We start from the raw sequence: 17,128 nt of genomic DNA, 5'->3' as shown, positions 1-17,128 counted from the left end.
ACTCCTTCGTGGGTGTCAGGCTGCCGCAGCCTCAGCGGCCAGCTCGGCGGCAGACTTGCCGACCAGCGACTCGTCGACCGACTTCATGATCCCGTGCTCCATCAGCAGGTCTTCCAGCTGGTCCATCGTGATGGGGGTGGGGATGGTGCCGTTGCCCGCGTTGGCGTGGATCTTGGTCGCCAGGTCGCGGTACTCCTGCGCCTGCTTGGAATCCGGCGCGTACTCGAGCACGGTCATGCGGCGCAGCTCGGCGTGCTGCACGATGTTGTCGCGCGGCACGAAGTGGATCAGCTTGCTGCCCAGCATCTTGGCCAGCGAGTCGGCCAGCTCGAGTTCCTTGTCGGTCTGGCGCTCGTTGCAGACCAGGCCGCCCAGGCGCACGCCGCCGCTGTTGGCGTACTTCAGGATGCCCTTGGAGATGTTGTTGGCCGCGTACATGGCCATCATCTCGCCGGACATGACGATGTAGATCTCCTGCGCCTTGTTCTCGCGGATCGGCATCGCGAAGCCGCCGCAGACCACGTCGCCGAGCACGTCGTAGGAGACGTAGTCGACACCGTCGTAGGCGCCGTTCTCTTCGAGGAAGTTGATCGAGGTGATGACGCCGCGGCCGGCGCAGCCCACACCCGGCTCCGGGCCGCCGGACTCGACGCAACGGATGTCGCGGTAGCCGATCTTCATCACGTCCTCGAGCTCGAGGTCCTCCACCGAACCCGCTTCCGCGGCCAGCGAGAGGATGGTGTCCTGCGCCTTGGCGTGCAGGATCAGGCGGGTCGAGTCGGCCTTGGGGTCGCAGCCGACGATGAGGATCTTCTGGCCCATCTCGGAGAGGGCGGCCAGCGTGTTCTGCGAGGTGGTGGACTTGCCGATGCCACCCTTGCCGTAGAAGGCGATCTGCCGAAGTTTTGCCATTTCAGTGCTCCTGTGTGTTCCGTTGAGAAGTTGACGATGCGGGTACGGTCGTCGCGATCTCTATGCAGCCTTCGGTGCCTCTATGGGTCTTCTTGGAAGGTCCCTCGGGGCCTGATAGGGGGTCCGCGCAGGCTCTTCATCGCAATGCGCGTGCCACCCTGCCCGTCTTGACTCAAGTGCTTGTTTTCACGAGGGAAACACGCGGTTCGAGGGTGCTGCGTGAGGGCTTGTGCGATTGTTCGAAACACGACAATGGCGAAGGCCGCGTGACGTTCGTTGCGCGTCGGGTTGCACGCGCCACCGGGCGTCGCTGTCATCGTGTGCGTGGTGGTACGCCGGTTGCTCTGTGCTGGTCCATGAGCGCCCTGCCCATCGTCGCCGCCGCTTCGAACCCGCACTACCGGCGGCTCGGTGGCGAGGCTGCGGTCGCGCAGCTGGTCGATGCCTTCTATGCCGCGATGGACCAGCGCGAAGACGCGCGCGACATCCGCGCGATGCATGCCGCCGACCTGTCGCACACCAAGGCCGTGCTGCGCCTGTACCTGAGCGAATGGCTGGGCGGCCCGAAGCTGTACTCGCCTGAACGCGGCCCGCCGCGGCTCGGCCGCGTGCATGCGCCCTTCGGCCTCGATGCCGCCGCGCGCAATGCCTGGATGGCCTGCATGCAAGACGCGCTTCAACAAACCTGTGCCGACGAGGCGCTGCGCAGCGAACTGCTCGCCGCCTTCGGCAAGGTCGCCGATCACCTCGCGAAAGCCCCATCCACCCACCGGAGCCATTGATGAGCACCACCCTCGCCGAACCCGGCCTTGCCGACACCGCCTTCGCCCGCCTCGAGTCCGAGGGCCGCCTGCTCAACCCGGTGCTGAAGGCGCCGACGAAGAAGCCGGGGCGCTTCGGCTTCCGCGGCGAACTGGCGCTGCGCTTCGCTGCCAAGCTGGCCGACGAAGCGCGCCCGCCCGAGCTGACCTGCGACCAGGTCATCGCGGTGGCGCAGGTCGGTGACCCCAAGCTCGCCTTCTTCGCCGGCTACCTGCTCAGCTTCGAGCACCTGAAGGACGTGGCCGAGACGCTGGGCGACACGCTGTCGGCCGGTGGCAAGTACTTCCTCTTCTGCAACAACATCGACCTGAGCAAGAAGTACCAGGTGCCTTTGCGCGGCGCCATGTTCTATGTGCTGCCGATCGACGAGGCCACGGTCTACAACGAGCTGCTCGAACTGCTGTACCTGGAGAAGACCGAGCTGAAGAAGCTCGACACCGCCGGCAAGACCGACCGCGTGGCCGACGCCGCGCTGAAGTTCGACATCACCTTCGACACCATCACCTACGACGAGGGCCTGAAGCTGATGGGCCCGGTGCGCAACCCGAACGAGAACCGGCCTGTGTGAGTCTCGCTTGGAGGCCGCTGGTGAAGCCGATCCCCGGCGCTGGTACACGACCAACCTGGTCGGCGTGCCCGCGCCGCTGCTGGCGAGCTCGGCCTTCAACGCGCACCCGCAGTCACTGCACATCGCCGGCACGCGCGAGACGAACAGTGGCCTGTTCGCGCTGCTGGCGCGATGCGGGAGTGCAGACGAGGCCCGCGACGTGTTCGCGCACTACATGAGCCTGGCCTTCGGCCTGGCCCGGCCCGAACCCGGCGAAGGCGACGGGCCGAACGAACGGCGACGTTGGCGCTCAAGCTACCTCAAGCTGCTGCAGGGCTGGGGGCTGGACTCGAACAGCGCGGCCGGGGCGGTGCTCAAGGGCTGGGTGGAAAGCCGCTTCGGCCTCGTGCCGGCCTTCCACGCAGTGCCGCTGGCGCGCTTCCCCTCGCCGGCATGGATCGCCTACCTCGAACAGAAAGCGGCCAGCCGCTATCACAACAACAGCATCTTCCAGCAGCTCGACCTGCTGTTCGAGTTCTGCCAGTGGATGCTGGCGCGCTTCGCGTTGCTGGGCAGCGGCGCCCACGTCACGTTGTGGCGCGGCAGCACGCGCTGCGAGGAACAGATCGTCGACGGTTCGCTGCGCGAGCGGCGCTGCACCGTGCGGCTGAACAACCTCGTCTCGTTCAGCACCACGGCCGAGCAGGCGCAGTGCTTTGGCGACTGGGTCTTCGAGGCCCGCGTGCCGATGGCCAAGCTGCTGCTGGTGCCGGGGCTCCTGAACACCACCTCGCTGCACGGTGAGGCCGAGGTGCTGGCGATCGGCGGCAACTACGAAGTCGAGGCCCGCTATGACTGAAGTCGGCACGCTGCTGACCAGCGAAGGCTCGGTGGGCACGATCTTCGATCGCGCCTTGGGCGCCTACCTCGGCCTGGCCATCGGCGACGCGCTCGGCGCCACCGTCGAGTTCATGACGCCGCGCGAGATCGCCCATCGCTTCGCCGCGCAGGGCGGGGTGCACCGGCACATCATCGGCAGCGGCTGGCTGAAGCTGCCGCCCGGGCAGGTCACCGACGACACGACGATGAGCCTGGCGCTGGGTGATGCGCTGCTGCGCGGCGAACGGCTCGGCCGCCGCTTCGACACGCAGCTCATCGCCGAGGCCTACCTGGCCTGGTGGCGCGGCAAGCCGGTGGATTGCGGCAACACCTGCCGGCGCGGCATCCAGCGCTTCCTGCGCGACGGCAGCCTGAGCGGGCCGCCCAACGAAGGTGACGCCGGCAACGGCGCGCTGATGCGCAACCTGCCGGCCGTGCTGGCCACGCTGGGCGACGACGACACCTTCGAGCGTGTGTCGCTCGCGCAGGCGCGCATCACCCACCACCACCCGCTGTCGGATGCCGCGGTGCTCGGCATGGGCCGCCTGCTGCGCGCGCTGCTCGCCGGCGCCGATGGGCAAGCCTTGGCGCGCCACGTCGCGGCTCTCGTCGACGCACAGCCGGCCTTCCGCTTCCAGCCCTACCCCGGCCGCGCCAGCGGCTACGTGGTCGACACCGTGCAGACGGTGCTGCATTGCATCTTGCTGCATGACGACTTCGAGGCGGCGGTGACCACCGCCGTCAACTTCGGCGAAGACGCCGACACCAGCGGCGCCCTGGTCGGCATGCTGGCCGGCGCACGCTGCGGCGCGCGCGCCCTGCCGCAGCGCTGGCTCGGCCGCGTGAATCGCGAGGTGGTGCAGCGCATCACCGACCAGGCCAGCGCGCTGGTGGCGATCGCCCTCGAACGCCAGGCCGTGGCCACCATCAACTGAGGAGCCCTCCATGCCGATCCACGACTTCCGCTGCAACGCCTGCGGCCAGCAGTTCGAACTGCTGGTGCGCAGCAGCAGCGTGCCCGCCTGCCCGCATTGCGCGAGCACCGCGCTCGACAAGCTGGTCTCGCTCACCGCGCCGCAGGGCACGAGCCAGGCGATCATCGCCTCCGGCCGGCGCGCGGCGGCGCGCGAGGGGCATTTCTCGAACTACAGCCGCGCGGAGCGGGCCAAGCTGAAGTAGCCCAGGCGCCTCTCGCGCCGTCAGCCCGACAGCGCCCCCAGCAGCTCCACCGTCACCGCCTCGGTGCCCAGCAGCGTTGCCTGGCAGGCCAGGCGCGATTGGCTGCCGACACCGACGAGGGTGTCGAGCTTGGCGTTCTCCGCCGGGGTGAGCCGGCTCAGGCCCTTGCGGCCTTCGGTGACGAAGACGTGGCAGGCGCCGCACTTGGCGTCGCCGCCGCATTGGCTGACGAGCTTGCCGCCGGCGGCGAGGATGGCCTGCAGCAGGTTGCTGCCGGAAGTGATGTCGGCCGTCAAGGCGCCGGGGTTGATGGTCAGCGTGCTCACGATGGTCCTCCAGGGGTGGTTCAGGCCGGCAGCGCCGCGCCGCACAGCGCGGCCGCCACGTCGGCCAGGGAAAGGTCGATGCGCGTGATGCCCTGCTCGGCGAGGAAGCGCGCTTCCATGCGCGTCGGCTCGTCGGGCAGCACGGCGAAGTGCGGACCGGCCGAGCGCTTCATCACCTGCCGCGCGAAGGCACGCGGCAGCTGGTCGTTGAAGCGGCAGCCGAGGAAGACGAAACCCAGCGCCGCGCGGCGCTGCTGCACGAGCGCGGGGATCGGCGTCTGGATGTCGATCTCGGTGAGCACCTCGACGAAGTCGCTGTCCGAGACCAGGTAGTTGCCGGCCGGCGCGTGGCCGCCCCAGGGTTTGTAGAGCACGGTGGTGGTGTCCGCCGCGTCCGGCAGCGGGGCGCCGGCAGCGTCGTACCAGCCGGTCCAGGTGCCGAAATGCTCGCTCTGGCTCAGGCCCTGCACCTCCGCCCAGTCGCTGCGTGGCGCGAGTGCGCTGCGCATCGTGTCGTCGTACCAGGTGTCGACGATCAGCGGCGTGTTCAGCGCGGCCAGCCAACGGTGCAGCGGCGAGGGCGTGGCCTGGATGGCGCAGGCCTCGTTCATGCCCTTCACCAGCGTCTGGCGGTGCTTGAAGTTCTCGATGAACTGCGCCGCGGCAGTGAGCCGGTTCTTGATCTTGCCCGGCACCGAGACCTTGGCGGTCAGCACCGCGGCCAGCGCCAGCGGGTCGGCCGGCGGCGTGGCGCCGCTGCACAGCGACAGCAGGCCCGGGCCGAGGTAGGGGGCCAGCGTGCCGCGCTCGAGGCCGGCGGCGATGTCGGACAGATTCATGGCGTGGCTTTCAATAGATGGCGGCGCCGGCGCCGACGTTGATCGACGAGTCCTTCAGCGTCTTGACGATGAACTCGATGTGCTCGGGCGTCAGCGACCCGTGCAGCGGCAGTGCCAGCGCACGGTCGGCGATGCGCTCGGTCAGCGGCAGCGCGCCGCGCTTCCAGCCCTGCTGCATGTAGTGGTGCTGCTGGTGCATCGGCTGGCAGTACATGACGGACTCGATGCACTCGGTGGCCAGGTCCTCGACGATCTCGGCGCAGGCACTGGCGGTGAAGCGCTTGCCGAGGTGGACGATGTAGAGCATCCAGTGCACCGCATCGACCCCCGGTGCCACGTAGGGCGGCTTGATGCCCTCGAAGCTGAGCATCTGCGCAAGGTAGCTCGCTTCGACGGCCTTGCGCCGCGCGAGGATCTCTTCCAGCCGCGACAGTTGCGCGACGCCGAGCGCCGCGGTGAACTCGCTCATGGAAGCCTGCAGCGGAACGCGCGAGCCGACCGAGACCGAGCGGCGGTCCACCAGCGAGCGCGAGCGCAGGTAGCGCAGCTCGGAGGCCAGGCGGTCGTCGTCGGTGACCAGCATGCCGCCTTCGCCGCAGCACAGCGGCGAGGGCTGCGAGAGGTCGAACACCGACACATCGCCGAAGCTGCCGACCGGCCGGCCGCGGTAGACCGAGCCGATCGCCTCGGTCGAGTCCTCGATCAGCGCGAGGCCGCGGGCATCGGCCAGTTCACGCAGCGTCGCCCAGGCCGCCGGATGGCCGTTGACGTTGCCGGCCAGGATCGCGCGTGTGGCCGGGGTGATCTGCGCGGCGGCGCGTGTGGCATCAAGACAGCCCGACCAGTAGTCGATGTCGGCGAAGACCGGCTTCGCGCCGGTCAGCGTGACCGCATGCGCGACCTGGTGCCAGCCATAGGACGAGGCGATCACCTCGTCGCCGGGGCCGATGCCGAGTGCACGCAGCGCCAGCCAGGTGCCCACCGTGCCGCTGGCCACCGCCACCGCATGCGCGCGGCCGATCTCGCGCGCGAAGCCGGCCTCGAAACGCTCGACCATGCGCCCGGCCGACCAGCGCGGCGAGGCCAGCGCGGCCTGCACCAGCTGGGCTTCGAGTTCGCTGCTGTCGGGCTCGGCAAGCAGCAGCCAGTCGTCGGGCAGTTGATCGGACATCGCTCAGCTCTTCTCGGCGATGAAGAAGCCGACGGCCTGGCCGGCGTCGGTGGTGACCGACCAGCAGTGGCCGTCGCTCGCGCCGAGGTAGAGCTGGCGCTTCTCGCCGATCGCAGTGGGCGTTTCGCTGCGCATGTCGAAGGCATCGACCACGACCACGCGCAGGCCGGCAAAGCGCGCGCGCAAGGCCGCGGCGGCTTCGCGCACGCCAGTCGCGGCGTCCGCGATCGTCATGGCTTCGGAGAGGACGGCGGCGTCCATCTCAATCACCAGAGAGGCGCCGCGCCTCGACGGTGATCGGCAGCGCGGTGCCCGGCGCCATCTCCGGCAGCGCCAGCGTCCAGCCGTTGCCCAGTGTGACCGTGCCGCCCCACAGCTCGGCGCGCTCCTGCGCGACGATGGGCTCCTCCAGGTCCTTCTTCGGCACGTAGGCCGACAGCGCGCCGGTCGAGGTCTTGCGGATCATCACCTTCATGGGGTTTCCTTCGGCATCAGGCGGCCAGGGGCTGGGGTTCGAGCAGGGGAACGATGACGCGCTGCACAGCGGCGAGCGTGGCGGCGATGTCGCCGGCGCGGCTGTCACGGCCGAGCGAGAAGCGGATGCCGGCCCTGGCCTGCGCTGCGCTCGCGCCCATCGCCAGCAGCACATGCGAAGGCTGCGTGCCGCCCGCACTGCAGGCCGCGCCGGAGCTGGCGACGATGCCGGCACGCTCGAGCCGCGACAGCACCTGCTCGGCATCGAGCTCGCCGAAGCGCAGGCAGGTCGTGTTGGGCAGCCGAGCGGCGTCGCGGCCGTAGATCTGCACACCCTCGATCGCCGCCAGACCGGCTTCGAGCAGCTCGCGCAGCGCCAGCAGGCGGGCGATGTCGTCGCTGAGCGTGGCCGCGGCGAGATCGCAGGCCGCGGCGAAACCGGCGATGCCGGGAATGTTCTCGGTGCCGCCACGGCGGTGCCGCTCCTGGCGGCCGGACAGCAGCGGCGGCAGCACCAGGCCCTTGCGGACCAGTAGCGCGCCGGTGCCCTTGGGTCCTGCGATCTTGTGCGCCGAGACCGACATCAGGTCGGCACCGCTCGTGGCGAAGGACAGCGCTGCCTTGCCGGCGAGCTGCGTCGCGTCGACGTGCAGCAGCGCGCCGCGCGCATGCGCCAGCTCGGCGACTTCGCGCAGCGGCATCAGCACGCCGGTCTCGTTGTTGGCGCCCATCAGGCTGACCAGGGCCACGTCGTCGGTGATCAGCGTGCGGGCCTGGGCGAGGTCGAGCCGGCCTTGCGCATCGACGCCGATGCGGTCCACCGGCACGCCCTCGTCGGCGAGGCGCTGGGCGAGCGTGAGCAGGCCCGGGTGCTCGACGGCCGACAGCACCCAGCGCCGCCGGCCCTGCGCCGCGGCCAGCGCGCCGAGCACCGCCATGTGGTTGGCCTCGGTGGCACCGCTGGTGAAGACCAGTTCGGCACCCTGGCAGCCGAGGAAGGCGGCGACCCGTGCCCGCGCATCGGCAAGCAGGCGGCGCGCCGCCTGGCCAGGGGCATGCGTCGAGGACGGATTGGCCCAGGCGAGCTGCAGCGCGTCGAACATCTCGGCCACCACCTGCGGCGCCGGCTGCGTCGTCGCGTTGTGGTCCAGGTAGATGCCGGAAGTCATCGCCAGAACTCCCGCTGCGGATCGCTGCACAGGCGCTGCAGTGCCTCATCCATGCGCAGGCCCGCCGCCTTCAGCACCCAGCAGCCGGCGCCATGGTCGCGGGCATGCAGAAGCCACTGGCCGTTGCTGGCCGGCACCAGCCAGGCGATCTCGATCTCGCCGCCGGCGGGGTCGACGTTGCGCGAGCAGTTCGGGCTGATCACCTTCCAGCCCATGCCCTCACGCTCCACGCGCGGGCGCACGTACTTGTAGCGTTCGCGCTGGCCGAGGGCCCGCGCGATGCGGGCGCGATCGAGCGCCAGCACCTGCGGAGCACTCTGCAACATGGCGTTCACGCCAGCGCCTCCGCCATCGGCGCGATCTCTTCCTCCAGGCAACCGAGCACGGCCACACCGAAGTCGACCAGGTAGACCGGCACGTTGGCCTCACCGTGGTGGCCGATCTGCACGATCTCGCCGGGCCCCCCGGCGACGACGAGCAGGATGTCTTCCGCCGGTGCATCGGGCAGGCTGCCGTCGTTGTAGAGATCGATGGCCGCCACCACCGGCTGGCCCCACTGGTATTTCGGTTCGCGCGGCTCGATCATGGTCGTTCTCCTTCAGCGGATGGCATCGAGCTGCGCCGCGCGTTCGCCGAGCTGCGCGATCACCTCGTCGGGCAGGTGGTCCAGCGTGCACAGCTCCTTGGCGCGCATGCCGACGCGGTGGCCGCTGTCGGTGAACTCGACGGCGTAGATGTAGAACTGCTGCAGGAAGGTGCCGATCGAGCGCACGAAGCCGACCTCGCCCTTGTGCACCAGCACCTCGCCGATGTCCTTGCCGTTGTAGGTGCCGTCGTTGCGCACCACGCTGCGGCTGATGACCCGCTCGCCCATCTCGAAGCGCGGCGGGTGGGCGATCTCGATGACGTCGTCGTCGCGGGCGATGTCAGCCATGGACCGGCTCCATCAGCCGTTCGCGGGCGCGTTCACGCACCTCGGGCTCTTCGTCCTCGCACAGCCGATCGAGCGCGGCGCCGACGGCGCGGCCGGCGGCCTCCCAGCGCACCGTCCAGTCGGTGTCGGCGGCCAGCGCATCGAGCAGCGACACCGGCAGCCGCTCGGCGACGATGCGCCGCACCTCGGGTGCCGCATCGGCGGCCATGCGCCACAGCGCTGGCATGGGAACACGGCGCGCGACTTCCTGGCGCACCTGCAGGTCGCTGTCGTGCATCAGCAGCGGCAGCAGGCCTTCGGGTGCACGCCTGGCGACGATGCAGCGCACCTGGTAGTCGGGGTCGTGCAGCAGCGAGGTGATCTGCGGCAGTTCGATGCGCAGCGCGACGCGGATGCGCACCTCGCGGTGCGGGTCGTCGCGCAACTTCAGCAGCAGCCGCTGCGGCACCCGCAGCGCCACCTGCAGGCGCACCGTCTCGTCGGGGTCGGCAAGCATGGCGCCGAGGCGGAACACGTCGGCGTAGCGTGCCGCGATGGCGCGCACCTCGAAGTACTCGTGCGCGAGGTGCTGGTTGGCGAGTTGCGGATGGGTGCGGAAGAAGCGGTCGATGCGGCGCGCGTAGACGTCGTGCATGCAGCAGCGGCCGGGCTCGCAGCCACCGTCGGCGCGCAGCGCGGCGTGTTCGCAGGCGCTGCAGGTGCTCGCGTCGATCGCTGCGCCGTGCCAGTCCATCGCCGGGATGTCGTTGGCGTCGGCCGCGTGCATCGCCGCGTCCTTCAGGCCGCCACCGGCAGCTGCGCCCAGGCGGCGGCGCCGGTGGCCTGCACGTAGACCGTGTCGTCGCCGTCCTCGTCACCGCCGAGACCGGCCAGCGAACGCTGGCGAACCGCCTCGAGCAGCGCCGCGCCGACGCAGTCGTCCGGGTCGAGCGCACGCAGCAGCGCCAGCGCATCACGCGCCTCCACCGCATCATCCAGCCGCAGGCTGAGGTAGGCGTAACCCTTCAGCACGAACAGATAGAAGCGTGTCGCCGCATCGTGGCGGGCGCCGGCCAGCGGCGCCTCCGGCACCTCGCGCCAGACGCCGGGCAGGCCGAGAGCGCGAGCGCCGACCCGCAGCGCGCGGCGCGCCACGTCGCGCGCCATCATCAGCCGGTGGCCGTAGAAATGGTGGCGGTAGAACGCGATCAGCACCGCGGGGTGCTCGGGCGCGAGCGACTGCGCGCGCATCAGCGCCGCCATCGCGCGCACCGGGTCGCCGCGCTGCGCACCGGCCTCGGCCAGCGCCGCCTCGACCATCGGCGGCAAGGCCAGGCCGAGCACGGCGGCGTCGAAGTCGGCGTCCATGGCCTGTGGGTCCTTCAGAGCCGCTTGATCGACGACAGCGAGACGCTGGCCTGCGCCGGCGGCTTGCTGTCCCCGGCCGTCGAGCAGCCGCAGGCCTCGGCGTTCGGGTTCACGAAGCTCAGGCCGGCGCTGGTGGCGGTCTCGGTGAAGTCCACCGTCACGCCGTCGAGCAGCAGGCGGCTCTCGGCGGGCAGGAAGATCCGCAGGCCGTTGACCATGAGTTCGCTGTCGCCGCCCTTGGGTGCCGACTCGACCGTGAACTCGGCGCTGTAGCCCGAACAGCCGCCCGGCGCGACGCTGAGGCGGAAGCCGCCAGACGGATGTTCGGAGAAGCGCACCATGCGGCGCATGAACTTCTCGGCCGCAGCAGTGACGGTGACGTTCGGCTGGATCATGGCGGCGTTCATACCTTCTTGATGCAGCCGTCGACCGGGCACACCGCGATGCACTGCGGCGCGTCGAAGTGGCCTTCGCACTCGGTGCACTTGGCCGGGTCGATGATGAAGGTGCCGCCCTTCTCGCGGATGGCGACGTTGGGGCATTCGGGCTCGCAGGCCGAGCAGCCGGTGCACATGGAGGCAATGATCTTCAGGGCCATGACGGTCTCCTTTGACTGACGGAACTCAGGCGGCGGCGGTGAACGCGCCCTGGCGGATGCGCGCGTCGCCACGTGGCTGGTGAACGATCTCGCCGCGCGCGATGCGCTCGCGGTAGGCCGCGAACCACGACAGCGCGGCCTTCTCGATGAACTCGTGGGCGTACTCGTCGACCGGCTCGATGCCGGCGGCGGTCAACTCGTCGCGCGGGCAGGCGCCGATCTTCGAGACCAGCACCGCGTGGCAGTCGTTGATGGCGCCGACGATGGAAGGCAGCTGCTCGTCCTCGCCGTAGCCGCCCTGGCAGTAAAGGTCGACGCGGCGGTGGCCGACGAACAGCGCCTCAGCCTTGCTCACCTCGAAGATCTGGAACTCGGTCGCATGGCCGAAGTGCTGGTTAACCTTGCCGTGGCCTTCGGTGGCGACGGCCACCAGCACCTTCATGTCGGCATCGACACCGTCGTCGGCGCTGGCCGCATCGAGCGCCGCGAGCTTCGCCTCGTGCTGCGCCTGCCGCTCCGCCTCGACGCGCTCCTGATAGGCGCGGCGCTTGTCGAGGTCGTAGACCACGTCCATCTGGTCGATCTTGTCGAGCGTGAACTCGTCGCTGCGGTCCTCGCCGAGCAGGCCGACCGCATCGGCGCGGCATTGCCGGCAATGGCGCATCAGGTTCGCGCCGCCCATGCAGGCGTCCTGCACCGCCTTCAGCTCCTGCGCCGTGGGCCCGCGCTGGCCGGTCAGCCCGAACACCGTGCCGTGCTCGGCCTCGCTGATCAGCGGCATGATGTTGTGCAGGAAGGCACCGCGCTTCTTCACCTCGCGGTTGACCTCGTAGAGGTGCTCGTCGTTGATGCCCGGGATCAGCACCGAGTTGATCTTGGTGAGCACGCCGCGCGCAGTGAGCATCTCCAGCCCGAGCATCTGCTGGCGGTGCAGGATCTCGGCGGCCTCGCGGCCGGTCACGCGGCGGTGCTCCCAGAAGATCCACGGGTAGATCTTCTCGCCCACCGCCGGGTCCACCATGTTGATGGTGATGGTGACGTGGTCGATGTTGTACTTGCAGATCTCGTCGACCATCTGCGGCAGCGCCAGGCCGTTGGTCGACAGGCACAGCTTGATGTCCGGTGCCTGCTCCTGCAGCATGCGGAAGGTGTCGAAGGTCTTCTTCGGATTGGCCAGCGCATCACCCGGGCCGGCGATGCCCAGCACCGTCATCTGCGGGATCTCGCTGGCCACCGCGACGACCTTCTTCACCGCCTGGTCGGGCGTGAGCTTCTGGCTGACCACGCCGGGGCGCGATTCGTTGCTGCAGTCGTACTTGCGATTGCAGTAGTTGCACTGGATGTTGCAGGCCGGCGCGACGGCCACGTGCATGCGCGCGTAGTGGTGATGCGCCTCTTCGGAGTAGCAGGGGTGGTTCTTGACCTTCTCCCAGATCTCCGCCGGCATGTCGTCGGGCCCGCCAGAGGATCCGCAGCTCGCCTTGCCTTCGCCGCCGCTGGTCGAGCATCCGCCCGAGGCCGCGGTCTCGAGGATCTGGGCGACCGGGCTCAGAGCCTGGCGGCCGCGCTTGAGATCGACTATCGATACGAACGCTGTGTTGCTCATGGCGCGGGCCTTCGTCGCTAGGGTGGTGGCGCAGCCTCCATTGCGAGAGCCGTGCCAATCCCCAAACCCTTGTGAATCAGGGACTTAGCGCGTTCGCCCCGCGCGGTGGTGCTGTGTTCTTTGCGACAAACCGGACAGCCGTGCGGCCTATCATCGGCACCATGTTCGGTGCCATCGCCGGCGACGTGATCGGTTCCGTGTTCGAGCGGAACAACGTCAAGTCCAAGAGCTTCCCGCTGTTCGATGCGGCCAGCCGCGTCACCGACGACACCGTGCTGACGGTGGCGGTGGCCCGCGCGCTGCTCAGCGGCGAGGCGCCGGGCCGGGCGATGCGCGAGCTGCACGGGCTCTATCCGGGTGCCGGCTTCGGCCCGACCTTCCGCGCCTGGATCGATGGCGGCGACGACGCACCCGCACCGCGCAGTTCGAGCAACGGCGCCGCCATGCGCATCAGCCCGGTGGCCTGGGCCTTCGACACGCTGGACGAGGTGCTCGCCGCGGCCGAGCGTTTCACGGTCGTCACGCACGACCATCCGGATGGCGTGAAGGGCGCGCAGGCCGTGGCCGCTGCGGTGTTCCTGGCACGCCAGGGCGCGACGAAAGGCGAGATCCGCTTCTACGTCGAATCAAACTTCGGCTACGACCTCTCGGTACCGCTGGACCTCGTGCGCCCCGGCTACGCCTTCGACCTGTCCTGCGCGGGCACGGTGCCGCACGCGGTTCGCGCCTTCCTCGAGGCCGAGGACTGCGAAGACGCGCTGCGCAACGCCATCTCGATCGGCGGCGACTCGGACACGCTGGCCTGCATCGCCGGCGCCATCGCCGAAGCGCATTTTGGCGGCGTGCCCGAGCACATCGCCGGGCCGGTCTGGCAGCGGCTCGATGCGCCGCTGCGCGAGGTCACGCTGCGCTTCTGCGGGCAGCACGGCATCCGCATGCCGTGGCTGCGGTAGTTCAGCGCCGGTAGCTCAGCAGCCGGGCACGCGAGGCACCGGCACCAAGCAGCGACTCGGTCATCACGAAGCCCGCGGTCGCCATGCGCCGATGAAAGGCCGCGCGGTTGCCACGGTTCGGATCGACGATCAGCACCTCGGCGGCGGGCTGTGCATGGCGCTCGACGAAGGCCGCGAGCTGGCCGAGATCGTCGCGCTCGTAGAGCACGTCGCTGCCGATGATCAGGTCGAAGCGGCCTTCGACGATCGCCTCGCCCTGCACCGGCGGGCCCAGCGGTGCGGCCGCCCAGTCGCCATGCCGATAGGTCAGCGGCGGCAGGCCGTTGAGGCGGACGTTCTCGAGCAGGAAGCCGGCGGCCAGCGGATGGCAATCGGAGGCGGTCACGTCGGCGCCGCGGCGGTGCGCCACCAGGCTCGCCAGCGCCAGCCCGCAGCCGACCTCGAGGATGCGCTCCTGCGCGACCAGCGGCCGGCGGGCCATCTGCGCCGCCAGATGCAGCGCCGCCGGCCACAGGCAGCCGAACAGCGGCCAGGCGGCGCTGGAGATGCCGACGTCCGCGGCATGGCCGTGCGGGTCGGCGAACTGCTGGCGGTCGAGCAGCGAGCGGATGAGCAGGCTGTCCGCGCCGACGATGTCGACGCGCTCCTCGCGGGTCTGGTATCCCGGCATGCGGCGGCCTTGCGGAGAGCCGGCCATGCCGCTGTGACGAGGGCGTGGCCGAGTGGCAGGGCGGCATGCGGCGCGGCGTTCGCGCAGGACACGACGATGGGGGCGGGCGGGCTCGGGGGCCGGCGCCTGGCGTGGGGCAGTGTAGTCGCGCGAGGCCATGGCACTTCACACGAAGTTCACGCACCGCTCACCGGGTTCACCGAAGCCCGCCAGAGTCCGCTGCTTCTCGAACAGGAGGCAAGGGAGCAGCCATGAGATTTCCGATCATCGGCAAGTTGCTGGCGCTGGCCGGCGTGATGCTGGGCCTGCTGTGGGCGCTGGCCCTGGTGAGCGACGTGGTCGCCGAACGCGAGGGCCGGCTGCGCGAGGCCCAGCGCGGCATCGCCGACAGCCTGGCCGGTGCGCAGACGCTGGCCGGCCCGGTGCTGCAGCGCCAGTGCAGCGAGCGCTGGAAGGTCGAGCAGGGCGAAGGCAAGGACCGCCAATGGGTCGAACAACAACGCGACTTCACGCTCGCTGCGCTGCCCAGCCGCCTCGCCGTCGATGCGGCTTCGCGCATCGAGCCGCGCATCCGCGGCATCTTCCGCATCAACGGCTACGCCGTGAAGGCCAGCCTGCAGGCCGACTGGAGCGACTTGCAGGCGCTGCAGCCGGCGCCGCCGCGCTCCGGCGTGCAGCAGACCTGCGGCGACCCGGTGCTGTGGGTCGCGGTGGCCGACCCGCGCGGCATCCGCAGCGCGACGGTCACGCTCGCCGGCACGGAGGCCGCGGTGCGGCCCGGCACGCCGGCGCCGAACGCGCCGCTGGGCTTCCAGGCCGGCTGGCCGGCCGGCCGCGCGCTGGAAGCCGGCGCGGCCATGAGTGCCGTCGTCAGCCTGGAGCTGGTGGGCACCGAGGACCTGGCCTTCGCGCCGATCGGCGAACAGTCGAGTTTCAAGCTGTCGTCGGACTGGCCGCACCCGTCGTTCAACGGCCGCTTCCTGCCGGCGCAGCGCAGCGTCACCGAGAAGGGCTTCGAGGCCGAATGGCGGCTGAGCGCACTGGCCAGCCGCAGCGGCCAGGAGCTGCTCGCCGGCCACGGCCTGTGTGCCGCCGCCGAGCCGCTACCGCTTCAAATGCAGATGCAGATGCCGGCGGCGGCCGGCCAGCCCGCCCGAGCCTGCATCGAGCGCTTCGGCGTCGCCTTCATCGACCCGGTGAGCACCTACGTGCTCAGCGACCGCGCCACCAAGTACGGGCTGCTGTTCATCGTGCTGACCTTCGTCGCCGTCGTGCTGGTGGAGGTGATGCGGCGGCTGCGCGTGCACCCGGTGCAGTACGCGCTGGTCGGCAGCGCGCTGGCCTCGTTCTTCCTGCTGCTGGTCAGCCTGAGCGAGCACATCGCCTTCGCGCGGGCCTACGCGGTCGCGGCCACGGCCTGCACGCTGCTGCTGGGCTACTACGGTGCGCACGTGCTGCACGGCTGGCGCCCCGGGCTGGCGTTCGCCGCCGGCATCGGCGCGCTCTACGCGCTGCTGTACCTGCTGCTGCGCAGCGAGCAGTCCGCCCTGGTGCTCGGCTCGGTGCTGCTGTTCACGGTGCTGGCCGCGGTGATGGTGGTGACGCGCCGCATCGACTGGTACGCGCTGGCCTCACGCCTGCGCAGCGAGGCGCGGGCCGCGCAGCCGGCGCCGCGGGCCTGAGGCGCGGCGTGCCCGTCAGGCGGGGAGCAGGGACAGCGCGACCTTCACGGAAGCCCGCGCATCCAGGCAGATCGCCTGCGCGCCGTAGCTCTCGGCGCGGTGCTCGCGCAGCGAGAACACCGGCCCGCCCAGCAGCACCGGCGTGGCCGGGTTGCGCGAGGCGGCCTTCATGCGGGCCACCAGGTCGGTCAGGGCCGGCAACTGGCCATCGAGTGCCACCGACAGCCCGACCAGATCGAACCACTCGTTCTTCACCGCGCGGCACAGTTCGGCGCTGCTCGGCGACACCTCGAGCACCACCTGCCAGCCCGCCTTGCGGAAGAACTCGGAGACGATCGACAGCCCCAGCACATGCTGCGACCCCGGCGCCGACGCCAGCATCACGCGCCGCACCACACCGGCTTCCTGCGGCCCGTCGTGGTACTCGTAGCCCATCGAATGGATCATCTCGTGCATCAGCACGAGCCCGAGCGTGACGTCGGTGAAACTCGCGCGATCGTCTTCCCACTGCTGCCCCAGGTCGCGCGCGGCGGGGGCGATCAGGTCGACCAGCACGCTCTCCTGCTCGAGCCCCTTCGCGCGCAGGCCGTCGATGATCCGCGCCGCACCGGCGCGGTCTCCGGCCGCACACAGGCGCGCGAAACTCGCGATGTCCTCGCGCTGCGGCTGCGGCAGCAGGCTGGGCATGGCCCGGTTGGCGCCCTCCCGGTGCGCCATGACCAGGCGCGGAATGATCTGCGTCTCGAGCACCGAGCGCATCGAGCGGCGGCAGTCGTCTTCGCCGTCGCCGTCGTTGCTGGCGTCATCCTGCACGGGGTCTTCGCGCGACGACTTGCGCGGCTCGAACATGGACGACAGCGCCCATCCGCGGAGTGCGCGCCCCAGCGTGAGCATGTGGGCGACCGGCGATGCAAGCGGGTGGAGAGTCACGGCGTCTTCGTCCTCGTACGGCTGGGGCACCTGCTCGCTGCAGGGCACTTCGAGTGCTGCCACGCTAACCCGCGCCGAGGGTTTCTCCAG

General features: G+C 70.2%; 24 protein-coding genes. 7 read left to right on the top strand and 17 right to left on the bottom strand.

Annotated features, from left to right (window positions below):
* Positions 1-15: 15 nt before the first annotated feature.
* Complete coding sequence (nifH, locus tag AAG801_RS11665; protein WP_341888515.1) at positions 16-912, bottom strand: nitrogenase iron protein; 897 nt, start codon at positions 910-912, stop codon at positions 16-18.
* A gap of 356 nt (positions 913-1,268) precedes the next feature.
* On the opposite strand from nifH, the gene AAG801_RS11660 reads away from it, so the two are divergent.
* Genes AAG801_RS11660 through AAG801_RS11640 form a run of 5 tightly spaced genes read left to right on the top strand, consistent with a single transcriptional unit; the run spans position 1,269 to position 4,339 of the window.
* Positions 1,269-1,694, top strand: a complete 426-nt coding sequence (locus AAG801_RS11660) for a group II truncated hemoglobin (protein WP_341888514.1) — start codon at positions 1,269-1,271, stop codon at positions 1,692-1,694.
* On the top strand, positions 1,694-2,302 hold the full coding sequence (locus AAG801_RS11655) for a hypothetical protein (protein WP_341888513.1): 609 nt from the start codon (positions 1,694-1,696) through the stop codon (positions 2,300-2,302). The genes AAG801_RS11660 and AAG801_RS11655 overlap by 1 nt, the downstream gene beginning before the upstream one ends.
* A gap of 7 nt (positions 2,303-2,309) precedes the next feature.
* Positions 2,310-3,140 carry an NAD(+)--dinitrogen-reductase ADP-D-ribosyltransferase gene (locus AAG801_RS11650; protein WP_341888512.1) on the top strand — a complete coding sequence of 277 codons (831 nt, stop codon included), beginning with the start codon at positions 2,310-2,312 and terminating at the stop codon, positions 3,138-3,140.
* Positions 3,133-4,095: an ADP-ribosyl-[dinitrogen reductase] hydrolase gene (gene draG / locus AAG801_RS11645; protein WP_341888511.1), complete on the top strand. Its 963-nt coding sequence runs from the start codon at positions 3,133-3,135 to the stop codon at positions 4,093-4,095. The genes AAG801_RS11650 and draG overlap by 8 nt, the downstream gene beginning before the upstream one ends.
* 10 nt (positions 4,096-4,105) lie before the next feature.
* Positions 4,106-4,339, top strand: coding sequence for a zinc ribbon domain-containing protein (locus tag AAG801_RS11640; protein WP_341888510.1), 234 nt, complete (start codon positions 4,106-4,108; stop codon positions 4,337-4,339).
* A 20-nt stretch (positions 4,340-4,359) separates the two neighbouring features.
* Here AAG801_RS11640 and AAG801_RS11635 read toward each other — a convergent pair whose 3' ends face one another.
* From AAG801_RS11635 to nifB, 14 genes are read right to left on the bottom strand one after another with little or no spacing between them, the layout of a single operon-like run.
* Positions 4,360-4,665, bottom strand: coding sequence for a 2Fe-2S iron-sulfur cluster-binding protein (locus AAG801_RS11635; protein WP_341888509.1), 306 nt, complete (start codon positions 4,663-4,665; stop codon positions 4,360-4,362).
* A 20-nt stretch (positions 4,666-4,685) separates the two neighbouring features.
* Positions 4,686-5,504 (bottom strand): SIR2 family protein, encoded by an 819-nt coding sequence (locus AAG801_RS11630; protein ID WP_341888508.1) that lies wholly within the window; start codon positions 5,502-5,504, stop codon positions 4,686-4,688.
* A gap of 10 nt (positions 5,505-5,514) precedes the next feature.
* The gene (locus tag AAG801_RS11625; protein WP_341888507.1) at positions 5,515-6,675 is read right to left on the bottom strand and encodes a DegT/DnrJ/EryC1/StrS family aminotransferase; all 1,161 of its coding nucleotides are present in this window, start codon (positions 6,673-6,675) and stop codon (positions 5,515-5,517) included.
* Positions 6,676-6,678: 3 nt separating this feature from the next.
* Positions 6,679-6,936: a hypothetical protein gene (locus AAG801_RS11620; RefSeq protein WP_341888506.1), complete on the bottom strand. Its 258-nt coding sequence runs from the start codon at positions 6,934-6,936 to the stop codon at positions 6,679-6,681.
* 1 nt (position 6,937) lies between these two features.
* Positions 6,938-7,150, bottom strand: coding sequence for a putative nitrogen fixation protein NifT (gene nifT, locus AAG801_RS11615; RefSeq protein ID WP_341888505.1), 213 nt, complete (start codon positions 7,148-7,150; stop codon positions 6,938-6,940).
* A 16-nt stretch (positions 7,151-7,166) separates the two neighbouring features.
* Positions 7,167-8,318, bottom strand: a complete 1,152-nt coding sequence (locus AAG801_RS11610; RefSeq protein ID WP_341888504.1) for a cysteine desulfurase family protein — start codon at positions 8,316-8,318, stop codon at positions 7,167-7,169.
* Positions 8,315-8,644 (bottom strand): hypothetical protein, encoded by a 330-nt coding sequence (locus tag AAG801_RS11605; RefSeq protein ID WP_341888503.1) that lies wholly within the window; start codon positions 8,642-8,644, stop codon positions 8,315-8,317. The genes AAG801_RS11610 and AAG801_RS11605 overlap by 4 nt, the downstream gene beginning before the upstream one ends.
* A gap of 5 nt (positions 8,645-8,649) precedes the next feature.
* On the bottom strand, positions 8,650-8,904 hold the full coding sequence (locus AAG801_RS11600; RefSeq protein WP_341888502.1) for a nitrogen fixation protein NifZ: 255 nt from the start codon (positions 8,902-8,904) through the stop codon (positions 8,650-8,652).
* A 12-nt stretch (positions 8,905-8,916) separates the two neighbouring features.
* Complete coding sequence (locus AAG801_RS11595; RefSeq protein WP_341888501.1) at positions 8,917-9,252, bottom strand: nitrogen fixation protein NifZ; 336 nt, start codon at positions 9,250-9,252, stop codon at positions 8,917-8,919.
* Positions 9,245-10,018, bottom strand: coding sequence for a 4Fe4S-binding leucine-rich repeat protein (locus AAG801_RS11590; protein ID WP_341888500.1), 774 nt, complete (start codon positions 10,016-10,018; stop codon positions 9,245-9,247). Before AAG801_RS11590 ends, AAG801_RS11595 begins: the two co-directional genes overlap by 8 nt.
* Positions 10,019-10,029: 11 nt before the next feature.
* Complete coding sequence (locus AAG801_RS11585; protein ID WP_341888499.1) at positions 10,030-10,599, bottom strand: hypothetical protein; 570 nt, start codon at positions 10,597-10,599, stop codon at positions 10,030-10,032.
* Positions 10,600-10,613: 14 nt separating this feature from the next.
* The gene (locus AAG801_RS11580; RefSeq protein WP_341888498.1) at positions 10,614-10,994 is read right to left on the bottom strand and encodes an iron-sulfur cluster assembly accessory protein; all 381 of its coding nucleotides are present in this window, start codon (positions 10,992-10,994) and stop codon (positions 10,614-10,616) included.
* A gap of 8 nt (positions 10,995-11,002) precedes the next feature.
* Positions 11,003-11,197 carry a 4Fe-4S binding protein gene (locus AAG801_RS11575; protein WP_341888497.1) on the bottom strand — a complete coding sequence of 65 codons (195 nt, stop codon included), beginning with the start codon at positions 11,195-11,197 and terminating at the stop codon, positions 11,003-11,005.
* A 25-nt stretch (positions 11,198-11,222) separates the two neighbouring features.
* Positions 11,223-12,803, bottom strand: a complete 1,581-nt coding sequence (gene nifB / locus AAG801_RS11570; protein ID WP_341888496.1) for a nitrogenase cofactor biosynthesis protein NifB — start codon at positions 12,801-12,803, stop codon at positions 11,223-11,225.
* 161 nt (positions 12,804-12,964) lie between these two features.
* On the opposite strand from nifB, the gene AAG801_RS11565 reads away from it, so the two are divergent.
* Positions 12,965-13,756, top strand: coding sequence for an ADP-ribosylglycohydrolase family protein (locus AAG801_RS11565; protein WP_341888495.1), 792 nt, complete (start codon positions 12,965-12,967; stop codon positions 13,754-13,756).
* Between the two features lies 1 nt (position 13,757).
* On the opposite strand, the gene AAG801_RS11560 is transcribed toward AAG801_RS11565, so the two are convergent.
* A complete protein-coding gene (locus tag AAG801_RS11560) occupies positions 13,758-14,426 on the bottom strand; it encodes a methyltransferase domain-containing protein (RefSeq protein WP_341888494.1) in 669 nt (222 codons plus the stop codon).
* Between the two features lie 251 nt (positions 14,427-14,677).
* Here AAG801_RS11560 and creD point away from each other — a divergent pair, with 251 nt between their 5' ends.
* Positions 14,678-16,108, top strand: coding sequence for a cell envelope integrity protein CreD (gene creD, locus AAG801_RS11555; RefSeq protein WP_341888493.1), 1,431 nt, complete (start codon positions 14,678-14,680; stop codon positions 16,106-16,108).
* A gap of 15 nt (positions 16,109-16,123) precedes the next feature.
* Here creD and AAG801_RS11550 read toward each other — a convergent pair whose 3' ends face one another.
* Positions 16,124-17,101 carry a cobalamin B12-binding domain-containing protein gene (locus AAG801_RS11550; RefSeq protein ID WP_341888492.1) on the bottom strand — a complete coding sequence of 326 codons (978 nt, stop codon included), beginning with the start codon at positions 17,099-17,101 and terminating at the stop codon, positions 16,124-16,126.
* Between the last annotated feature and the right edge of the window lie 27 nt (positions 17,102-17,128).

The organism is Variovorax sp. YR752 (assembly GCF_943372545.1).
The sequence above is the reverse complement of the archived record's forward strand: the minus strand, read 5'-3'. Positions and strand labels throughout refer to the sequence as shown.